11 protein-coding genes and 2 pseudogenes are annotated in these 20,909 nt (G+C 40.5%); 8 read left to right on the top strand and 5 right to left on the bottom strand.

The features are described from left to right. Nucleotides 1-231 precede the first annotated feature (231 nt). The 8 genes and pseudogenes from purD (at nucleotide 232) to PL9214_RS22315 (ending at nucleotide 14,822) form a co-directional block, all read left to right on the top strand. Nucleotides 232-1,497: a phosphoribosylamine--glycine ligase gene (purD, locus tag PL9214_RS22355; RefSeq protein WP_072721037.1), complete on the top strand. Its 1,266-nt coding sequence runs from the start codon at nucleotides 232-234 to the stop codon at nucleotides 1,495-1,497. Nucleotides 1,498-1,875: 378 nt separating this feature from the next. Then, nucleotides 1,876-4,122: an ATP-binding protein gene (locus PL9214_RS22350; RefSeq protein ID WP_072721212.1), complete on the top strand. Its 2,247-nt coding sequence runs from the start codon at nucleotides 1,876-1,878 to the stop codon at nucleotides 4,120-4,122. 56 nt (nucleotides 4,123-4,178) lie between these two features. Beyond that, the gene (locus PL9214_RS22345; protein ID WP_072721035.1) at nucleotides 4,179-5,861 is read left to right on the top strand and encodes a mechanosensitive ion channel family protein; all 1,683 of its coding nucleotides are present in this window, start codon (nucleotides 4,179-4,181) and stop codon (nucleotides 5,859-5,861) included. Between the two features lie 230 nt (nucleotides 5,862-6,091). Further along, the gene (locus tag PL9214_RS22340; RefSeq protein ID WP_186440439.1) at nucleotides 6,092-8,008 is read left to right on the top strand and encodes an N-acetylmuramoyl-L-alanine amidase; all 1,917 of its coding nucleotides are present in this window, start codon (nucleotides 6,092-6,094) and stop codon (nucleotides 8,006-8,008) included. A 699-nt stretch (nucleotides 8,009-8,707) separates the two neighbouring features. Next, nucleotides 8,708-8,923 carry a reverse transcriptase N-terminal domain-containing protein gene (locus tag PL9214_RS33110; RefSeq protein WP_254175460.1) on the top strand — a complete coding sequence of 72 codons (216 nt, stop codon included), beginning with the start codon at nucleotides 8,708-8,710 and terminating at the stop codon, nucleotides 8,921-8,923. Continuing rightward, a pseudogene (locus PL9214_RS22330) lies at nucleotides 8,839-9,153 on the top strand (HNH endonuclease); the annotation flags it as partial. The gene PL9214_RS33110 and the pseudogene PL9214_RS22330, both read left to right, overlap by 85 nt. A 307-nt stretch (nucleotides 9,154-9,460) precedes the next feature. After that, complete coding sequence (locus PL9214_RS22320; RefSeq protein WP_083580128.1) at nucleotides 9,461-13,810, top strand: transporter substrate-binding protein; 4,350 nt, start codon at nucleotides 9,461-9,463, stop codon at nucleotides 13,808-13,810. A gap of 256 nt (nucleotides 13,811-14,066) precedes the next feature. Beyond that, nucleotides 14,067-14,822 carry a fasciclin domain-containing protein gene (locus PL9214_RS22315; RefSeq protein WP_072721031.1) on the top strand — a complete coding sequence of 252 codons (756 nt, stop codon included), beginning with the start codon at nucleotides 14,067-14,069 and terminating at the stop codon, nucleotides 14,820-14,822. Between the two features lie 128 nt (nucleotides 14,823-14,950). Here the strand turns inward: PL9214_RS22315 and PL9214_RS22310 are convergent, their stop codons facing one another. From PL9214_RS22310 to PL9214_RS22290, 5 genes and pseudogenes are all read right to left on the bottom strand, one after another. Beyond that, a complete protein-coding gene (locus tag PL9214_RS22310; protein WP_072721030.1) occupies nucleotides 14,951-15,871 on the bottom strand; it encodes an NAD-dependent epimerase/dehydratase family protein in 921 nt (306 codons plus the stop codon). 70 nt (nucleotides 15,872-15,941) lie between these two features. Next, nucleotides 15,942-16,961: a glycosyltransferase family 2 protein gene (locus PL9214_RS22305; protein ID WP_072721029.1), complete on the bottom strand. Its 1,020-nt coding sequence runs from the start codon at nucleotides 16,959-16,961 to the stop codon at nucleotides 15,942-15,944. A gap of 34 nt (nucleotides 16,962-16,995) precedes the next feature. Beyond that, nucleotides 16,996-18,138, bottom strand: coding sequence for a polysaccharide deacetylase family protein (locus PL9214_RS22300; RefSeq protein ID WP_072721027.1), 1,143 nt, complete (start codon nucleotides 18,136-18,138; stop codon nucleotides 16,996-16,998). A gap of 307 nt (nucleotides 18,139-18,445) precedes the next feature. Next, a pseudogene (clpP, locus tag PL9214_RS22295) lies at nucleotides 18,446-19,057 on the bottom strand (ATP-dependent Clp endopeptidase proteolytic subunit ClpP); the annotation flags it as partial. 42 nt (nucleotides 19,058-19,099) lie between these two features. Next, nucleotides 19,100-20,215 (bottom strand): acyltransferase family protein, encoded by a 1,116-nt coding sequence (locus PL9214_RS22290; protein WP_072721023.1) that lies wholly within the window; start codon nucleotides 20,213-20,215, stop codon nucleotides 19,100-19,102. Nucleotides 20,216-20,909 lie beyond the last annotated feature (694 nt).

The raw sequence follows: 20,909 nt of genomic DNA, 5'->3' as shown, positions 1-20,909 counted from the left end.
TGTGTTTTAAAATTATACTAAATTATACATAGCAAATTTCAATCTATTGTAGAAATGGCTTGAAATTCAATTCATCGTAGGGGCGAGGCGCGCCTCGCCCTTACACAGTTATATAGATATTTTTCCAGGTTATTTTTTTGAGTTAAAATATAGCAATCCTCAACCGGATGTAAAAACAACCGCCACAATTGTACAATCAAAAACTGCTAATCAATTCGAGAACAAAAAACCGTGAAAATTCTAGTCGTTGGAAATGGGGGACGGGAACACGCCATTGCTTGGACATTACTCCAGTCACCCAACGTTGAACAAGTGTTTTGTACCCCTGGAAATGGGGGAACTGCCACCCTCAAAGGCTGCCAAAATTATCCGATATCCGTAGAAGACTTTGAAGGTATCAAAACCTTAGTGGAAACTCAGGGAATATCCTTGGTTGTCGTCGGGCCAGAATTACCCCTCGCCCTAGGAATTACGGACTATTTACAACAACACAATATTAAAGTATTCGGCCCTAACCAAGCCGGAGCGCAACTCGAAGCCAGTAAAGCTTGGTCAAAAGCCTTTATGGAAGAAGCGGGAATTCCCACTGCGAAGGCGGCTGTCTTTACCGATGCAGCCAGTGCTAAAGCTTATGTGCAAACTGCCCCTATTGTCGTTAAAGCGGATGGGTTAGCTGCGGGAAAAGGGGTCACGGTTGCCACAACCGTTGAAATAGCCCATGAAGCTATTGATAGTATTTTTGCTGGGGAATTTGGCCAGGATAACCTGCGAGTTGTCGTGGAAGACTTTTTAACCGGACAGGAAGCCTCCGTACTTGCCCTCACCGACGGCCTAACCATTCGCCCCTTGGTTCCCGCCCAAGACCATAAACAAGCCGGAGAAGGGGATACTGGCCCCAATACGGGGGGAATGGGTGCTTACGCCCCAACTCCCATTGTTCCGGCTGAACTGATGCCCCGTGTCCAACAAGAGGTTTTAGAACCTACTTTAGCCACCCTGCGTCAACGGGGAATAGATTATCGAGGAGTGGTGTATGCGGGGTTGATGATTTCCCCAGAAGGCGAAATTCAGGTTTTAGAATTTAACTGTCGGTTTGGCGACCCGGAAACCCAAGCGGTTCTCGCTTTATTAGACACCCCCTTAGATGAAGTGTTACTCGCCTGTTGTGAACAACGCCTAGAACAAGTTCCTCTCACCTGGAAACCTGGGGTTTCTGTTTGTGTGGTGTTAGCCTCCGGGGGTTATCCAGGTTCCTATCAAAAAGGCCAGGTTATTACTGGAATAGAAGAAGCAGAAGCATCGGGGGCCATCGTCTTCCATGCCGGAACCAAACTACAAGACGGCCAAATTCTCACCGATGGTGGACGAGTTTTAGGGGTTACAGCCATTGGGTCTACCTTCAAAGAAGCCATCACCCAAACCTACAAAGCCGTTGACTATATTAACTTTGAAGGATTCTACTGTCGTCGGGATATTGGGTTTAGGGTTGACCGTTAACAGTTATCAGTTATCAGTTATCAGTTATCAGTTAAGAAGTAGATAGTTGATTCACTCATAAAGCTAGAGTTTGTAGTGACTGGATTAAGCTGGCTTTCAGGAGATAGCCAGACATTAGGGGGATTTATCAAGATTCTAGCTAATAATCCACACCTGACAGCAAGCCGCCCTGACACACTGATAACTGATCACTGATGACTGATAACTGATTACTGCTGTTAGGATGTATAGTGTTGTTAACAAAACTTAATGCTGACTGGGGATAAAACTCTGCATCTCCACAGATGAATATGGTATATCGACAAATCAGGAACCCTAACTGTATTGCCGATGAACCCAGAGTTACCCCCGAACCCTCAATCCCCAAATCGTCCTAAAATGCTGAGAGTCCTCAAACAAATAGGTGACATTATTGGCAAATGGTGGTCAGAGTTTACCCTGCAAACTCGGTTAATGGCGGGGGCAACCCTGGTGGTTTCTTTGTTGATGAGTAGTTTAACGTTTTGGGCAGTTAATACCATTCAGGAAGATGCTCGTCTGAATGATACCCGTTACGGTCGAGATTTAGGGTTACTTTTAGCCGCCAATGTTGCCCCTCTAATTGCTGAAGAAAAACGGGATGAAGTCGCACGATTTTCTCGTCAATTTTACACCAGTACCTCTAGTGTCCGCTATATGTTATATGCGGATCAAGAGGGGGAAATTTATCTAGGTTTACCCTTTTCTGATTCGGCGGTACAAAATTCCTTAACACTGCGGCGACGGATGCAATTACCAGATAATTTTTTAGCCAGTGTGGAGTCAGGAAATTTAGCTGATTTACCGATGGTTAGACAACATTTAACTCCCGCCGGAGAAGTGACGGATGTTTTTGTTCCTTTGATGCACAATGGCAGTTATTTAGGCATTTTAGCCATCGGAATTAATCCAAATCCGACCGTTGTGGTGTCCTCGAATTTAACCCGTGATGTTACCTTAGCGGTGTTTGTTTCTATTTGGGTGATGGTGATTTTAGGGGCGGTTTTTAATGCGTTAACGATTACTCAACCGATTAAGGAATTGGTGCAAGGGGTTAAAAATATTACGGCGGGAAATTTTAATCAACGGGTAGATTTGCCCTTTGGGGGAGAATTAGGAGAATTAATATCGAGTTTCAATGAAATGGCAGAACGCCTAGAAAGTTTTGAAGAACAAAATTTTGAAGAACTAACAGCCGAAAAAGCGAAATTAGAAACCTTAGTTTCAACCATTGCTGATGGGGCGGTTTTAATTGATGCAGAACTGAATTTAATGTTAGTGAATCCCACAGCACGCCGTCTCTTTGGGTGGGAAGGAACAACGGTTATTGGCAATAATGTGCTTAATTTTTTACCCACTTTAGTGGCGGAAGAATTATCTCAACCTTTACAAAATATTGCCTGTGGAACCCTTGAGGGGGGAGAGTTTCGCTGTTCCTTGGGAGAACCAACTAATCGCACATTAAGAATTTTATTAACAACGGTTTTATTACATAAATCTCCGGGGACTGAACCTCTGTGTCATAGTTGTATTAATGATACGAATAATACTTGTGAATTATCAGAACGTCCCTATGTTCAAGAATGTACGTTATATGAAAAGGACACCGAAGACCACAGACTGGAAATAGACAATTATGATGTTATGGCAACCCATCCTGAAGAAGGGAATTATCGGGAAAGTTTAAAAGGAATTGCCATGACCATTCAGGATATTACCCGTGAAGTGGAGTTGAATGATGCGAAAAGTCAGTTTATTAGTAATGTTTCCCACGAATTAAGAACACCGTTATTTAATATAAAATCTTTTATTGAAACGTTGCATGATTATGGGGAAGATTTAACGGAGGAAGAACGACAAGAATTTTTAGCAACGGCGAATCATGAAACGGATCGTTTAACTCGTTTAGTCAATGATGTGTTAGATTTATCTCGATTAGAATCTTGTCGGATTTATCATTTTGAACCTGTTGATATGGCACAAGTCGTCGAACAAACCTTGAGAACCTATCAACTGAATGCTAAGGATAAAGGCATTGAACTGAGTCGAGAAATTGAACCGGATTTACCCTCAGTTTTAGGACATTATGATTTATTGTTGCAAGTTTTAACCAATTTAGTCGGGAATTCTTTGAAATTTACCTCTTCGGGGGGACGAGTGATTATTCGGGTTTATCTGTTAGAAGAAGATGATCTCAAGATTGATCAAGAACTTGAAGAAATAGAAAAAGGGGGCTGGATTATTTCACCTCCTCCCCCTCGTCCTGTTGATTTGCATTTAGTTGAAAATAAGCAGAAAACTCGTTATATTCGCACAGAAGTTTCTGATACAGGGACGGGAATTGCACCGGAAGATCAAGATGCTGTTTTTACTCGGTTTTTCCGAGTGGAAAATCGAGTTCATACTTTAGAAGGAACCGGATTAGGGTTGTCTATTGTTAAAAATATTATTGAAAAACATCGCAGTCAAGTGCATTTAATTAGTGAGTTAGGTGTGGGAACAACTTTCTGGTTTGATTTAGCCATCTGTCAGGAAGACACCCAATCTATAACCTTCAATAATGATATTTTGATGGGGGAACAATCGATCTCTATTTCTAAAGTTTAGAGGAGTATAATTTTAAATTTATTTTCCTAAACTGTTTAATTTAACTATTTGTTAAAATGCGTTTTTTTAAGTCTAAATATCCAGGAATTTTTTTGATCAGTTTAATGCTGATTACCTTGAGTTTAATCACGATACCGAAAGCTTGGGGACAAGTCCAAAATGCAAATTCTTTGAACAATTTTGTCAGCCCTGGAGATGATTCCGCTTTTGTACAAGGTACTGTCAGATTAGATGGTCAAGAATTGTTTCAAATTAGTGCCCCTCGTGTCAGTAATGATGACAATGGAAATCCTGCGATTAATAGGCGGATTAGAAAGATAGAAAATCGGCTTTTATTTATTATTAATAGTAATTTTGATCTGAATAGTTTACAGATTTTTTATCAAATAAAAAATAATTTACCTGTAATTTATGCCTCTTGGAAAGAGCGAGAAAGACCCTATGAAATCATGACTGTTACGTCATTAGATGCCGAAATTGATGGTGTTGATCCTGAAAGCCATGCTATGGAATTAATTCCGATTATTAAGGAAGGAATTTTCCAAGCCAAATCAGAACGTCAGCCTGACTTTTTAAATCGAAAATTTGCCATTGCTTTTTCTCTATTCTTGGGAATTTCAATAGCAACAGCTTTAATTTCATATCGACAAGAACAATTAAAGAAAAAATGGAAAATTCTCTCGGAAAATATTCCATCCCATCCTTTAAATCATGATAAATCAAAACCGATTACTGATGTTAATTCTGAGCAATCAAATCAAGAGTTTATTGAAATTAAAAAGCAAATTAATTGGAACACATTTCAACGCCAAGCTTTGCAGATATTAAAAATCATCATCGTTTACACGGCTTTTTTTATTATTTTAGGCTTGTTTCCTCAAACTCGCTATTATCAATTAATTTTAAAAGCTATTAATATTCTATTAATTATCACAATTTTTATCTATCTTTCTAATCGCTTAACTCTTTTGTTTATTGATCGGTTTATGACTGCCTTAGAAGATTCGTCTTTTTTTATTGTTAATCCTGATGTTTCTCGTCGTAGCTCTTTACGAGCTTACACCTTAGCGCAAACTTTAAAAAGTATTGCGATTGTGGTTTGGTTGATCATTTGGATTATTACGATTCTGACGGTTTTAAAAGTCAATTCTGCCAGTATTTTAGCCGCAGGGGGGTTAATTAGTTTAGCTTTATCAATTATGTTCAATGATTTAATTAAAGATATTATTGCTGGGGTCTTTATTCTGATTGATGATCAATTTGCAGTAGGAGATGTGATTACCATTGGTCAACTAACTGGTAAAGTCGAGAATATGAATTTACGAATTACTCAACTGCGAAATACAAACGGGAATTTAATTACTGTCCCCAACCGAATTATTACCAGCGTTGAAAATCTTTCTAATGGTTGGTCACAAGTTGATTTAACCTTAAGTGTGGAGTATAATACTGATGTTGATCACGCGATTCAAGTGATTAATGAAGTGGCTCAAACCATGAAGCAAGACCCGGACTGGAATTTCTATATTTTAGAACCACCAACGGTTTTAGGAGTCGATGAACTCAATCATACCGGAATGGGAATTCGGATTTTTATTAAAACCCAACCTCTACAACAATGGCCGGTAGCACGGGAATATCGACGCCGTTTAAAAATTGCCTTTGATCAACATCAGATTTCTATTGGTATTCCCCAACAAAATATTCAATTGACAAATTCTCACCGAATTAATCAATAACTGGATGTAAATAAAACTTGCGATCGCTAAATTATGATATGATTCACTCGCTTTGCTGATTCTGTCCCAGTAGGACAAATCGCTGTTGTTAAGACGGTGTGAGGATTCGAGCTTCGGACTGTCCAGCAACAACCGATGACATCGAAGACAATCCCAATTTGGTGTGGCTGTGGGAGTGTAAAACCTTGACCCAGGTTCAATTTTTAATTCAGGTTCTTAGCGTGTCACGAATGGGAAAAACTCTATTTTTGCGTTGGTTAATACCCAGTTTAACGAGCTTTTTGATCCTAACCGCTCCCGCCGAAGCCGCGAGGCTGCAATCTTGGCAATTTGAAACGGCTCAAAACCGCCTAACGTTTACAACCGATAGCGGGGTACAACCCAAAGCTCAACTTTTGTCCAACCCCACCCGCTTAGTCATTGATTTACCCGGAACCAGCTTAGGGGGTGTTACCCGTCAGCAGGTGATTGGAGGTGCTATTCGGGAAATTCGAGTCGGTCAGGTGGATAATCAAACCGCTCGGATTGTTGTGGAATTAGCCAATGGTTACACCCTCGATCCTCAAGGGGTACAGTTTCGCGGCATTTCCTCAAGTCAGTGGAGCGTACAACTGCCTTCGCCTCAACTGATCGGTACATCTGCACCGAACCCGGTAGCACAGCCCAATCCTGTAGCGACAACCCCTCGCCCTTTGCCCCCGCAGCCTCCAACGCCCCAACAGACGGTTAATCGTTCAATTCCCAATCAAGCAAATACAACCTTAGCTCAGGTCGAAATTCGCGATAATGGCATTGTGCTGCACACCACAGGCAAAATGCCAGATATTGAATTTAAACAAAGTCAAGATCGCAGTTGGATGACCTTAGATATCTTGGGTGCAACCTTGGCGAGTCGGTCAACCAGTGCTGGAAAACAGGTGAATCGAGATGGGGTGACGATTACGCAAGTTACCCAACTGTCCAGCAGCCCTCCGGTGGTTCGAGTTACCATGAGTACTCCGAAGCGGAATCAAAATTGGCAAGCTAGAGCCTCCGCCGGAGGGGTAGCGGTTTGGCCCCAAGGAGGGACACCTCCAGCCGTTCAACTTTCGGCGGGGTTTGCGACGATTAAATCCGTTGAAATCCGTAACCAACAACTTCTCATCCAAGCGGATCAACCGTTGAACTATAGTAGTGGCTGGGATGCTGAAACTCAGTCCTATAGTATTACGTTTTTCTCTGCCGCTTTAGCTGAGGGAGTCTCTCTACCCCAACGACAGGTTGGGAGTCCGATTATTTGGACAAGGGTGCGTCGAGAAGACCCGGAAACCTTTACCTTATTAATTAAACCCGCAACCCGGATTGAAGTGGGTCAAATTAGCCAAAGTAGTCCGAAACAACTGGCTTTACCTTTTGTCGGAGAAGGGTTAGGGCTTCAGCCGGCCGAACGCACTCCCGTGGCTACAGTTCCAACTCCTAATCCTAGACCTCTTCCTCCCAGAACGAATACGAATCCCTTACCGTTTCCCCCTCGTTCTAATCCTCCGCAAACGAATCCGAATCCGTTTCCGTTTCCGTTTCCGCCACGTTCAGCAACTCCACCGTCTAACCTTCCCCTTCCCAATAGTCGAGTTGTGGTGATTATTGATCCCGGACACGGGGGAAGTGATGTGGGTGCTGTGGGTGTGGGAGACCTGCGAGAAAAAGATGTCGTCTTCTCGATTTCTCAACAAGTGGCTCAGATTTTGCAACAAAATGGGGTGCAAGCGGTGATGACTCGTTTGGATGATCGCACCGTTGAGTTAGAACCCCGTGTGGATATGGCCAATCGCATGAATGCAACGTTGTTTGTCAGTATTCACGCCAATGCCGCCACCAATGCAGCCGCCAGTGGGATTGAAACTTATTACTACAGTAGTGGGTCTCGTCTAGCTCAATATATTCAAAATAGTATTATGAGCAGTTTTTCACAACTGCCCAATCGAGGGGTTAAACAAGCGCGTTTTTATGTGTTGCGAAATACCTCGATGCCTTCGGTATTAATCGAAACGGGGTTTGTGACGAATAATTATGATGCCTATATGTTAGGTGATCCGGCTCAACGCAGTCGTATGGCCCAAGCGATTGTCCAAGGAATTCTCCAATATTTACGCGATAATCGATATTAGAGTGCGAGACGTTCCTGTCAAAGTCTAGGTATAAACCCGAAACGTAAGCAGGGAGATGGGTTCAGTCAATTGGTTAAATCCAATCAAGCCTGTCTTAACGTTGGAAATGTGACCTTAAAAGGAAGGTCAACCCCGGAGTCAATGGTAAGGATTACCGAACCTCAACAGGTAGAGTATCCCATACCAAAGGGGTAAGGCAATTCCCACAGTGTCAGACTGATTATCAAAACGCTGAAGCTGGGAATAACGGGAAAACGGATATAAGTCAAATATCTAAGTAATTTCTCTAGCCAATTGCCTATGAATAACGAAAGTGAACATCTGGCTTGAACTGTCGAAACGATTAAGTAGCGAAATTGACTTGATTACGCTGCGTTCAAAAGAACAAGGGGAAAGGTAGAGATTTTCTAATTTCATTTACAAAGGTAAGGTTTTTCTTTCGGAACACTTACTAAGACTCCCAAAAGTACCCCGGCAGAGAGGATGATTCTAAAGGTAATAATCCCATTTTCAAGGAACGTTAAAACCCCTCACCCACTCCTACAGAGGTCGAATACTGTTAGGTAGCTACAAATCTAAAGCGTATGTTGTGAGGGCGAGAGATGGAACTCAGAAGCTAAGGATTGAATGTAATGTTCAATATATGCTGATAGAGTCCGGTTTAGTTGTTAGGTAAGGTTTCAATTAGCAGTTAAAACGGTGAAAACGAGTATAACCAAGACTACGGCTGCATGGAATTCTATCAATTGGGCGAAAGTTCAACGGATAGTATTTAAGCTGCAAAAGAGAATTTACCAGGCATCATTATCAGGACAAAATGCAAAGGCTCGAGACCTGAAGCATCACCTTATGACGGAAACTGGACTTACTGGAGTACAAGAAAAGGAACCTCTTACGATGTTCCCAAACGAGTAGCAACTTTGCTCAAAAAGCAAAAAGGTAAATGTAACTTCTGTGGTCAATATTTCACCCCGGAAGATATTGCAGAAATCGACCATATTATCCCAACATCGAAAGGTGGAAAAGATGAATATAAAAACCTGCAATTATTACATCGCCATTGTCACGATATTAAAACGGCAACAGATGGGTCTAATAACCCAAAAGAAACCGGATGCTCTGATGATAACAGTCAACTAAACTAGGAGCTGTGTGCGGTGAAAGTCGCAAGCACGGTTTTGAATGGGAGGTGAGGGTTGTAAAGCCCTCATCGACCCCTAATCGGTTGCAGGTTAACCGTTGATAGGTTAGGGTTGACGGTTAACTACCAACGTCATCAAAATTTGCTGCTAAGATCATTAAATTATCGCATTAGAGATTTAAGCTCATCGAAGCTTAGACTGTTGTGATAGGACAGTCTATCAATAGGTGGGGCATCAGGGTAAAGAAATTTGAGGGTGCGGCTATCTTACCCGAAATTGAAAGTTTAGTTCTACCAGCCGTTAATCAATTATGCCAGGTGTACGAGTCGGGTTACTGCATTCTCTCAGTGGAGCAATGGCTTATCGGGAAAGGCTTTTGCTAGAAGCAGAATTAATGGCGATCGCCGAAATTAATGCTCAGGGTGGGGTTTTAGGACACATCATTGAGCCAATGATTGAGGATGGAGCCTCAGACTGTTTCACGTTTGAGCGAAAAGCAAAAAAACTGATTCAACAGGAGAATCTAACCACCTTATTTGGGTGTTGGACTTCAGCCAGCCGTCATGGGGTTAAACCGGTGCTGGAAAATTTTAATGCTCAATTGTGGTATCCAGCACCTTATGAAGGATTGGAAAATTGTACCCAAATTTTCTATACCGGATTTTGTGCGAATCAACAAGTTGAAGCCACAATTACTTGGTTACTGCGAAATCAAAAGATTCGGTGTTATTTATTGGGTTGGGATCAGGTGTTTTCCCATACTCTAAATAAATTGATGAAAGTTCACCTAAGATCTCACGGGGGACAGGTTGTAGGAGAAGCTTATGTTCCTTCTTCGACACGGGATTTTGAACCGATTATTACCCGTATTCGGCAGGCGCAACCGGATATTATTATTAATACCTTAAGAGGCGATCGCAATTTAGTATTTTATCGCCAATTTTATGAAAGTGGGATTCGCGCTTCTGAGATCCCGATTTTAGCAACTTCTTTATCGGAAGATGAAGTTCAACAACTTCACAATGCGGCGATTGGTCATTTAAGTTGTTTTCATTATTTTCAAAGTCTCAATACTCCAGAAAATCATCAATTTGTCCAATCCTTTAAACACCGTTATGGAGAAGATCGGGTTACAAATGACCCTATGGCAACGGCTTATAGTCAACTTTATCTATGGAAACAATCTGTTGAATTAGCAGAGTCCTTTGATGTGGAACGCATTCGTATTGCCTCCTACGGACAGCGTTTCCTCGCTCCGGGTGGGTTGGTTCGTTTAGAAACAAATCATCATGTTGCTAAAGTTTGCCGAATTGGTCAAGTTTTACCGAATCAGCAATTTGAGGTTTTATACACCAGTGAACAACCGATTAAACCTTTACCTTGGTTAGGGTTTAATGAAGCTAATTTTAATGCCTCTGATATTGTCTTTGAATTATTAGCTGAAGTGAGTCAAGGAATTGAACGCGCCGAACAGTTAGAGCAAAAATCTATAGAATTAGAAGCTACAAAAGCTCAACTTCAACAGGAAATTGAAATCAGAAAACAATTTGAAGCAGCGTTACAAAAAGCCAATGAAGAATTAGAAAATAAAGTGACAGAACGCACAGCAGCTTTAAAAGAATCGAATGATAATTTAGTACAAGAAATTGTGCAACATCAACAAGCTGAAAGTGCACTTCGTATGGCAAGAGATCAACTGCAAACGGTCTTAGATGCAGTTCCGGGTAACGTTTCTTGGATTAATTCAGATCTCCGTTATATTGAAGTGAATGACCGATTAGCTAATATGCTAAATCTCCCCAGGGAGGCTTTTATCGGTCAACATATTGGCTTTTTAGGAACCAGTTCCGAATTCCAAGGCTTTGTACAAGATTTATTTGATAGTCCTGAAATTGATGCTTATCGAGAAGTGAGAACCCTAATTCAGGGTCAATGGCGACATTATTTAATGGTGGCTCAAAAATATAATAATAATCAAGCGGCTTTTGTGGTCGGAATCGATATTACGGCTCGAAAACAAGCTGAAGAATCCTTGAGAACGGCAAAGGATCAATTGCAAACGGTACTAGAAGCCGTTCCCGGTACGGTTTCTTGGATTAGTTCAGATTTGTGTTATATCGAAGTTAATCAACGGTTAGCGGAGATGTTTAACCTGCCTAGGGAAGCTTTTGTAGGTCAACATATTGGGTTTTTAGGCGGTAGTTCTGAATTCCAAGACTTTGTACAAGATTTATTTAAGAGTCCTGAAATTGATGCTTATCGAGAAGTGAGAACAAAAGTTCAAAAAAAATGGCGACATTATTTAATCGTTGCTCAAAAATATAATAATAATCAAGCGGCTTTTGTCGTTGGAATTGATATTACGGCTCGAAAACAAGCTGAAGAATCCTTGAGAACGGCTAAAGATCAATTACAAACGGTATTAGAAGCAGTTCCTGGAAGTGTTTCTTGGATTAGTTCAGATTTGCGTTATATCGAAGTGAATCAACGGTTGGCGGATATGTTCAACTTGCCTAAAGAACATTTTATCGGTCAACATATTGGGTTTTTAGGAGACAATTCTGAGTTTACTCAATTTGTCCAACATTTATTTGATAGTTCGATTATTGATGCCTTTCAAGAACTCTCTGTTTCTATTAATGAACAGGTACGACATTATTTAATGGTGGCTCAAAAATATAATAATAATCAAGCGGCTTTTGTGGTCGGAATTGATATTACGGCGCGTAAGAATGCAGAAGAAGCCTTACGATTAACCCAAGATCAATTAGAAGCGGTATTAGATGTGATTCCAGGGACAGTTTCTTGGATTAGTTCAGATTTACGCTATTTAGGAGTTAATCGTTATTTAGCATCAACCTTTGACTTAAAACCCGAAGATTTCGTCGGTCAAGATATTGGATTTTTAAAAGCTAGTTTTCAGTTTAATAGTTTCGTTCAAGGCTTTTTTCATCAGTCCGAAAGAGATGCTTATCAGGAAGTAATGTCCGTGATTAAAGGCAAACCTCGAAACTATTTAATTGTTGCTCATAAATATAATAATAATCAAGCGGCTTTCTTTGTGGGAATTGATATTACTGAACGCAAACAAGCAGAAGAAGCTTTAAAACAAGCAGAAGCAAACTATCGCAGCATTTTTGAGAACGCCGTTGAGGGTATTTTCCAAAGTACACCGACAGGAGTGTATTTAAGTGCAAATCCGGCTTTAGCTCGAATTTATGGCTATCAATCTCCTGAAGAATTAATGGAAAATTTAACGAATATTCAAGATCTATTGTATGTTGAACCCCAACGTCGTCAAGAGTTTGTTCGACTCTTAGAAGAACAGGGGTCAATTGTAGGATTTGAATCCCAAATTCGTCGCTTAGATGGACAGTTGACTTGGATTTCAGAAAATGCGTTTGCGGTGCGAGATGAAGCGGGTACTTTACTTTATTATGAAGGAACTGTTGAAGATATTAATGAGCGAAAACAAGCTGAAGTTGCCCTGCAAAAGGCAATGGAAGAGTTAGAAATCCGTGTTGAAGAACGGACGGCTGCTTTACGCGAAGCCAACCATCAATTAGTTCGAGAAATAGCCGAAAGAACCCGGATTGAAGTCGCTTTACGAGAATCAGAAGCAGAATTAAGAGCCTTATTTGCGGCGATGACCGATGTAATTACGGTTTTTGATGGAGAAGGAAGATATAAAAAGATTGTGAGCACCAATTCCGAAGTTTTATATAGTCCTACGGAGGAACGTCTTGGCAAAAGTGTATTTGAAGTTTTTCCTCCGAGTCATGCCGCTTTATTTTATGACCAAATTCAAAGAGTATTAGAAACAAAGCAAACTTTAAATATTGAATATAGTTTAAATTCGGCCGAATCTGAACCCGGACATCATGCACCTAATTCCTCTGATTTCATGGCAGGGGATGAAGTTTGGTTTGCTGCAACTGTTTCTCCCATGCCTGATAACTGTGTGATTTGGGTCGCTCGCAATACAACAGAACGACGCAGGGTTTTAGAAGCCTTAAAAGCAGAACGGGAAAAATCGGAACGGTTATTACTCAATATTCTACCGCAATCCATTGCAGAACAACTCAAACAAAACCCCCATTCAATTGCTGAACGCTTTGAACAAGCTACGATTATGTTTGCTGATATTGTCGATTTTACCGGATTTTCCGCCCGTATTTCTCCATCGGAATTAGTCGATTTACTCAATCAAATTTTCTCGGCTTTTGATGAATTAGCCGACAAACACAATTTAGAAAAAATTAAAACCATTGGAGATTCTTATATGGTCGCTGGAGGTTTACCCATGCCTCGTGAAGACCATGCAGAAGCAATGGCAGAAATGGCTTTAGATATGCAGGCAGAAATTCAACGATTTCAACGAGAAACGAACCAATCTTTTAATTTAAGAATTGGCATTAATACAGGGCCGGTTGTTGCGGGTGTAATTGGCACGAAAAAATTTATTTATGATTTATGGGGAGATGCCGTTAATATTGCCTCCCGCATGGAATCTCAAGGGGAAGGAGGAAAAATCCAAGTCACGGCTACCACCAAAAACCTGCTCAATGGGAAATATAACTTTGAAGAACGGGGTTTAATTGACGTTAAGGGTCGGGGACAAATGCTCACCTATTGGTTGACCCAACGCCAATTTTTCTAACAAAATGAAGGTTAGAATTATCCCCCAATTTCTTCAAGTGTTTTGAGACAAGAATCTGCCATTTTAGCAAATCTGGCAAGCGGAAATTTTTCGAGGTGCATTCCTCGGTAACTTAAAGCCTTCAGGGGTTGAGGCGGTTTGGAGACTGAATTTTGCAACAGGACTTGAAATTTTGTGAAGATATGTTACTATGCGTAGAATTACATACGCAGTTTGTGTACCTGTTTACAAACAAAACGCCTAAATTATGAATAGCATGGCTCAAACAACCCAAAAATTTCTGACTTTATTAGCAACTGTCAGCAGTGTCGCTGTCCTGGCAGCCTGTGGTCAGCCTACTGCCACCAATACTACCCCTGAACAACCTGCGACTCAACAAGCAGCCACGACTCCTGAGTCTACAACCTCTACAACAACAGCCACCACGGCTTCCCCCTCTCCAGGTGCTGATACCACAGCCAGTACAGCTACTACTGCTTCCCCCTCTCCGGGTGCTGATGCTACAGCCAGCACAGCTACCACAACTCCTGCCGTTGCTTCCGAAAATACTGGAACAGATGCAGCTTTAGTTTCCAACGAGTCAGAAACCGTTGTTCAAATTGCCAGCAGCAACCCCTCTTTCAGTACCTTCACTAAAGCCGTTGAAGCGGCTGGGTTAACAGAAACCCTATCTGGTGCAGGCAATTACACCGTTTTTGCCCCTACCGATGAAGCTTTTGCCGCCTTACCTGCGGGAACTTTAGAAGAGTTAATGAAGCCAGAAAATAAAGAAAAATTGGCTAAAATTCTCCAGTATCATATTCTCCCGAATAAAGTCGCTTCGGCTGAAATTCAACCCGGCGAAGTCGCTACAGTTGAAGGAGATCCGGTTAATTTAGAAGTGGCTGAAGGCAAAGTTAAAGTTAATGGTGCTGAAGTTGTTCAACCGGATATTAATGCCAGCAATGGTGTTATTCATGTGATCAAGGTTGTCATTCTTCCCCCTGAAACTCCTGCTCCTAAAGCTCAATAAAATTTAAGGAGTTCTCAAATTCAAGATTAATCGATTTTGAGATCATCTAAAAGCCCGGTTTCTTAAAAGTTACCGGGTTTTTGAGTTGATAGCAGGGAACAGTCTACACTATTATCAACCTGAACAAATTAATTAACATTAAAGCTATTAAAAAGTTTTTGCAATCCTTCTTGAATGCTAGTTTCTGCTTGAATATTAAAATACTGATTGGCTGCTGTGGGATCGCCAATGGAGTGACGAATATCTCCTTCGCGAAGAGGTTGATATTTAATCGGTACGGTTTGATTGGCAACTAGCATAGCAGTACGAGCGAGTTCATTGATAGAGATGCCTTTTCCGGTACAGACATTAAAAACAGGTGCGGCAGTCGTTGTACGATCTAGAGCAGCAATTAAATAACGAACAACATCCTCAACAAATATAAAATCTCGGGTTTGTTCTCCATCTCCAAATATGTTGATGGGGCTGCCAGAAGTAATCCGATCACAAAAAATAGAAATGACCCCAGAATAAGGGGAACTCGGATCTTGTCGAGGGCCATAAACGTTGAAAAATCGAAGGCCACAAGTTGGGATACCGTGAATATGACCAGCTACAGCAGCGTGCAATTCGCATCCCAGCTTGTCTGCTCCATAAGCTGTTAAAGGTTTTTTGGGAAAAGACTCTTGAATTTTTGTTGGTTCTGTGGTTCCGTATACAGCAGCAGACGAAGCATAAACGATAGGAATCTGAGTCTGGCGACAACTATTAAAAATGTTAATGGCTCCTGTGAGATTAACTTGATGAGTACCAAGCCAATCTTGATTTGACAGTTGAGTGGAGGCGATCGCTGCTAGATGAAAGCAAGCATCTACATCTTGCATTACTGAATTGACAGTATCAGCATCAGTGATACTTCCTACAGTCAGTTGAGCATCAGGGTTTAAATTCTCCATCTTACCTGTTGAAAGGTCATCTAAGACTTTAACCTGATGTCCATTTTTAATGAGTGCATCAATTAGATTCGAGCCGATGAAGCCACATCCACCTGTTACCAAAATTTTTCTCATATTTACTTGACATTTGTTCAATATGGACTTTTGATTTAACCTGGATTTCAAGATCCGTTGTTTATCTTAGTTAGCAAAACGGTTTAATGATTTGCCAATAAATTCCGAAAATACCATTATAAATTTGTATTAAAAGAGTGTAGAAACTTCCTTTAACTAAGGTTTCAGGAATATAAAGTTCTCCACTTCTGAGCCATTCACGGTCAGATTTTATTTTTAATTTTTGGAATTCTTTTCGTTTTTCTAAAAGCATGGGGAGATTTTGAAAAACAGCTAAATTCCCTCGGATATAATCTTTAAAAGCTCCTTTGACAATTAACAGTAAAGCTTGAGAAAACTCAAAAATAATCAGCATCGGGAGAGCTAAAATCAAAGTTTTCCAATCATAAAGTTTAATGATAAAATACCAGCGATTCCGCACCATATAAAATGCTTTAGATGTACCCCTGGGTTTGCTTTTATGATGAACAATAGCTTGAGGAACATTTAAACATAAATAACCAGCTAAGGTTAATCGAGCCGAAAAATCGCCATCTTCCCAGTTAAAAAAGTAATCAGAATCAAACCCGCCAATTTTTAACGCCGTTTCCCGTTTAACCAATAAAGCTCCCGCAGAAATTACATCAAAAATTTCATATTCTTCTCGTTCTTGATCGGGTATGGGTCGATCAATGTATGCACATAAATAATGAATCCATCCCCCATTATAATGATGGAATAAAGGATTCTGGCTATCTAAAATATCAGGATGACAAGCTCCTGCATTGGGTACTTTCTCCATCACTTGCATCAAATAAGTTAGAGCGTCAGGTTCTACCACAATATCATTATCTAAAAACAGAATATATTCATTTTGACAGGTTTCTAAAAGAGCTTGACGAGCACCCGGTAATCCTCTGTTAGACTCTAAACACAGACATTTCACTTCGGGATGATGTTCCTGTATCCATTCTCGACTCCCATCAGTAGAACAATTATCTGCAACAATCACCTCAAAATCGGGATAGTCTAATTGTTGGAGTGCAGACAAGGTTTCAGGAACACAAACCATGCCATTATAGTTAACAATTCCAACGGTTACGGGTTTCATATCTTTTTTTTATCTAGGGTAAAACTGTCAGGAATTAATACAAATCTATGGTTTTTGCTCTACGGTTGAGCTTGTCTTTGAAAATTTTCCAAAGCGGTTTTCTGCCTGCTCCGGGTAAACGCATGAGATAATCATCTTTGATTCGAGGTGTATACAAGGGTGAGTCGCCTTTCTGGTTGGTAGACCGTTGAGGGATCGAATCCCAAAAATTACTGATATAACCAATTTCTTGACTTAATTTTACTGAAAGTTCACTACCTTGTCCCCAAGGATAACACAGGTGTTCAATGGGTTTATTTAAACGTTCGGATAGGTGGTTTTTAGCTGGCCCTAAATCGAGTAGGATTTGTTCTTTTTGCTCCTGTTCAGATTCATAGTCTGCGAGTTCATTCTGCTCTTGAGCTTCCTGATACACCCTTTGCAGTTGTTGTCTCCAATTGGAACGCTTAAAGACTTCTACTCCTCCTTGATCCTTGACCCAATTGATGCACGTTTCTCGAATTTCGGGGGGATCAAAATAGCGTCGCTTTCCTTTTAAACGAGCCGCATTTTCATAAATGGGAGTGCCTAAAGGCAACTGATTTGTATAAGAACCTTGATAATTAATCCAAGGGGTTTGCATTCCTAAGCTATTGGGATAATCGGGATTGAAAAAATCAATAACTTTAGGTTCAGTAAAGATTTTTCCATGATAATAGCTGTGAGATTCAAATTCAAAAACACCACTTTTTTCCATTTCTATAACTTCTGGCCATGAAAGCCAACTTTTCCCTTGAGCCGATTCGGGTTTTTCTTTAATATAAAAGGGAACTAAAAAACCTACGGCATGAAATCCATACTCTTTGAGTAAAGGATAGGCAACTTCATACCAACTTTTCTCTCCATCATCAACTGTGATTAAGACTGACGGTTGCTTCAGTTCAACTTCTCCTTTCAAAAAAGCTATAAATGTTTTTAAATCTAGGGTTTGATATTGATTGATTTTTAGATATTCTAATTGCTGTTTAAATAGGTTAGGATAAATCGTGTGAAACATAAAAACAGGAACTTCATCCTGCAACCTTTCTAATTGATTGTTGGTAATAAAATCAGGATATTGATGAGAAACAAAACGCCCAATTTCAATGGGTACTTCTTGAAATCCTTTTTTGATTTTTTGGGTCACTTGATTTAGCATAAGTTTAGGCTAATGGGTGTTTCAAGCTAATGGAATTGGAAACTCATCCTGGGCTAATCTAGCAACAATCTGGTTATTGTTGACAGTGAATAATTGAACAGATTTTTAACCAACTAAATTGTTATAACTTAAACCTTCTCTATTAAGGCGTCAATGATAAAGACCCTGAAAAGACCCTGAACTTAAAAAAAATTAACAATTGCTTAGAACAGTTTAAGAACAAATTTTGGGGTTTGTTTTCTATCAACCCTCCGCTCACCTAAAAGGTGTAGCGGGGGTCTTCAAACCGACACGTTATCAAGAATAACTAACTCACAACCGGATTTGATGCAGAAGGACGACGGTTAATGACTTGATCAATTAAACCGTATTGCATGGCTTCTTCAGCCGACATAAAGAAATCTCGTTCTGTATCTTCTTCAATGCGGGATAAGGGTTGACCTGTGTGATCGGCTAAATGTTGATTTAGGCGTTTTTTCAGATACAAAATTTCTTTAGCCTGAATTTCAATATCCGTCGCCTGTCCTTGGGCTCCTCCTAACGGTTGGTGAATCATAATTCGAGAATGGGGAAGACTCATCCGTTTACCTTTGGCCCCCGCACTCAACAGGAACGCACCCATACTGGCGGCTAACCCAATACAAATCGTACAAACATCGGGACGGATGTGGTTCATGGTATCAAAAATGCCTAAACCAGCCGTCACCGAACCCCCCGGCGAGTTGATGTAGAGATAAATATCCTTCTCTGGATCATCGGCATCGAGGAACAACATCTGCGCCACAATTAAGTTAGCCAGGTCTGCTGTCACCTGTTGTCCCAGGAAGATAATGCGATCGCGTAATAGCCGAGAATAGATATCAAAGGCTCTTTCGCCCCGACCCGATTGTTCAATAACGGTTGGAATCATAGGAGTTTTCTGCTCATAGTCATTCTGTTGTCATTGTAGCGATTCCAGGGTTTAAACTTTCACAAACCATCCCTGACGATACATGAAATAGGAAATGACCCACCAAAATAGAAGAGTTGCGATCGCAAAGGCCAGAGAACCATTCATCGGGCCAAAGATTGATTGAAAGACGGTTTCATACAACCAAGTTTTAGCAGTGGGAGCTTCGGGGGAATTTCCTATTTTAATGAAATTAAGAAGTCTAGCGACAAAACCAGAAGCGACAAAGATAGTTAGAGCATTTAATCCCATGACTTTAAAGGGAAATCCCCATTTTGTCCAGCCTCGAACTTCTAAGGTTTCATAACAAAATGCTAACAGCAGTAATGACCATCCGACGGTAACAGTGGTAAAGGAACTTGTCCACAAAGATTTATTTAAGGGAAAAATTTCCGCCCACAAATATCCCACAACAAAACAACTAATTCCAAATACAATTAAACTAATACTGGTGTAGGTTCTAATGGGTTGTTTTCTAATCCAATTTCCGGTTAAATAACCTGCTAGAACTGTAACAACTGCCGGAAAGGTACTAAACAATCCTTCAGGATCATAAACTCCCCCTTTCCATAAATGTTGTTGACCTAAAATCATGCGATCAATATAGGCGGCAAAATTTCCCTCCGGTGTTAGATTTCCAGCGCCATAGCCTGGAACTGGAATATATTGCATTGCTATCCAATATCCAACTAAAATTGCAGCACTCAATATCCATAATCCTTTTCGGGATAGATTAAAAATAGCGATCGCCGCTAAAAAATAAGCTACACTAATTCGTTGTAAAACCCCCATAATCCGAATTTGGGCGAGGTTATAAGTTGGAAATCCATTCAGGAGTAATCCTAATAAAAATAAAATGCCACATCGTTTAGCAATTCGCCAATAAATCGACTCAGGAACGTTCGTTTCTGGATCTCGATACTCTTTTGTATACTTCAAGAGGGAAAACGCCATTGCTACCCCAACAATAAATAGAAAGAAGGGAAATACTAAGTCTGTGGGGGTACAACCATTCCATTCTGCATGATTGAGCAAGGGATAGACAAAATCCCAACTACCGGGGTTATTGACCAATATCATACTGGCGATCGCGATTCCCCGAAACACATCCAAAGCCTGTAGGCGCATAAGTCATCCTAAAACGTGCCTGGTATTATAGCCCGGTGTGGGGGTTCAAAGATTTTAACTAATATTAATAATAATATTAATAAATAATATGAACTTAAATTAAAGGAGATGGAATTTTTGAAGACTGAGTGAATAGTTGAAAAATATAAAAAAGGAGGTTAATGGGGATTTAGGGAAGACTGGTTAGGGAAAATCCGGATCAATTATTCCTCGCCCCTAGATGTTAACTTCAGACAAAAATTGTCACAAAGCGTAAACTAGGGTGAGAAGGATCTTGACCCGGTAGGCTATGATTAGACATAGTAAGAGTCTATTGAGGAAAATAAAGATGCACCTGATGGCAAGATACCTAGATCGATCAACTTCCTGATGGCTTTCCTGTGAACCCCTGATGGGTTAGTTGGACAAACATGGACACTATGGACAAGTCACGTCTGAGTTGAATGATCGATCAAGGTGTGCGAGTCTATGTTGATTATGGCAGGCAGATTTTAACGATTTCAAGAGGTCTTTTGCAATCACCCACTTTTTCTGAAAGTTACTTAAATTTATGACGAATTTAGGCATAGCTTAAGGTTTTGGGTTAAGCTGCTTGTAGATTGATCATTAAGCGTGTTAATTAAGATTTTCTGGAGTCAATAAAGCGGTGTTAGCTGTTTCGGTGTTTCCGTTCGACTTGACACCCTAACCAGAT

This window comes from Planktothrix tepida PCC 9214 (assembly GCF_900009145.1).
In the GTDB taxonomy this organism is placed as follows: Bacteria; Cyanobacteriota; Cyanobacteriia; order Cyanobacteriales; family Microcoleaceae; genus Planktothrix; species Planktothrix tepida.
This window is presented reverse-complemented; position numbering and strand designations above follow the sequence as displayed.

Coding starts and splice junctions, on each gene's coding strand:
- PL9214_RS22290 (WP_072721023.1), bottom strand. CDS start 20,215: ATGCGCCTACAGGCTTTGGATGTGTTTCGGGGAATCGCGATCGCCAGT.
- PL9214_RS22350 (WP_072721212.1), top strand. CDS start 1,876: ATGCTGAGAGTCCTCAAACAAATAGGTGACATTATTGGCAAATGGTGG.
- PL9214_RS22345 (WP_072721035.1), top strand. CDS start 4,179: ATGCGTTTTTTTAAGTCTAAATATCCAGGAATTTTTTTGATCAGTTTA.
- PL9214_RS22315 (WP_072721031.1), top strand. CDS start 14,067: ATGGCTCAAACAACCCAAAAATTTCTGACTTTATTAGCAACTGTCAGC.
- PL9214_RS22305 (WP_072721029.1), bottom strand. CDS start 16,961: ATGAAACCCGTAACCGTTGGAATTGTTAACTATAATGGCATGGTTTGT.
- PL9214_RS22340 (WP_186440439.1), top strand. CDS start 6,092: ATGGGAAAAACTCTATTTTTGCGTTGGTTAATACCCAGTTTAACGAGC.
- PL9214_RS22310 (WP_072721030.1), bottom strand. CDS start 15,871: ATGAGAAAAATTTTGGTAACAGGTGGATGTGGCTTCATCGGCTCGAAT.
- PL9214_RS22300 (WP_072721027.1), bottom strand. CDS start 18,138: ATGCTAAATCAAGTGACCCAAAAAATCAAAAAAGGATTTCAAGAAGTA.
- PL9214_RS22320 (WP_083580128.1), top strand. CDS start 9,461: ATGCCAGGTGTACGAGTCGGGTTACTGCATTCTCTCAGTGGAGCAATG.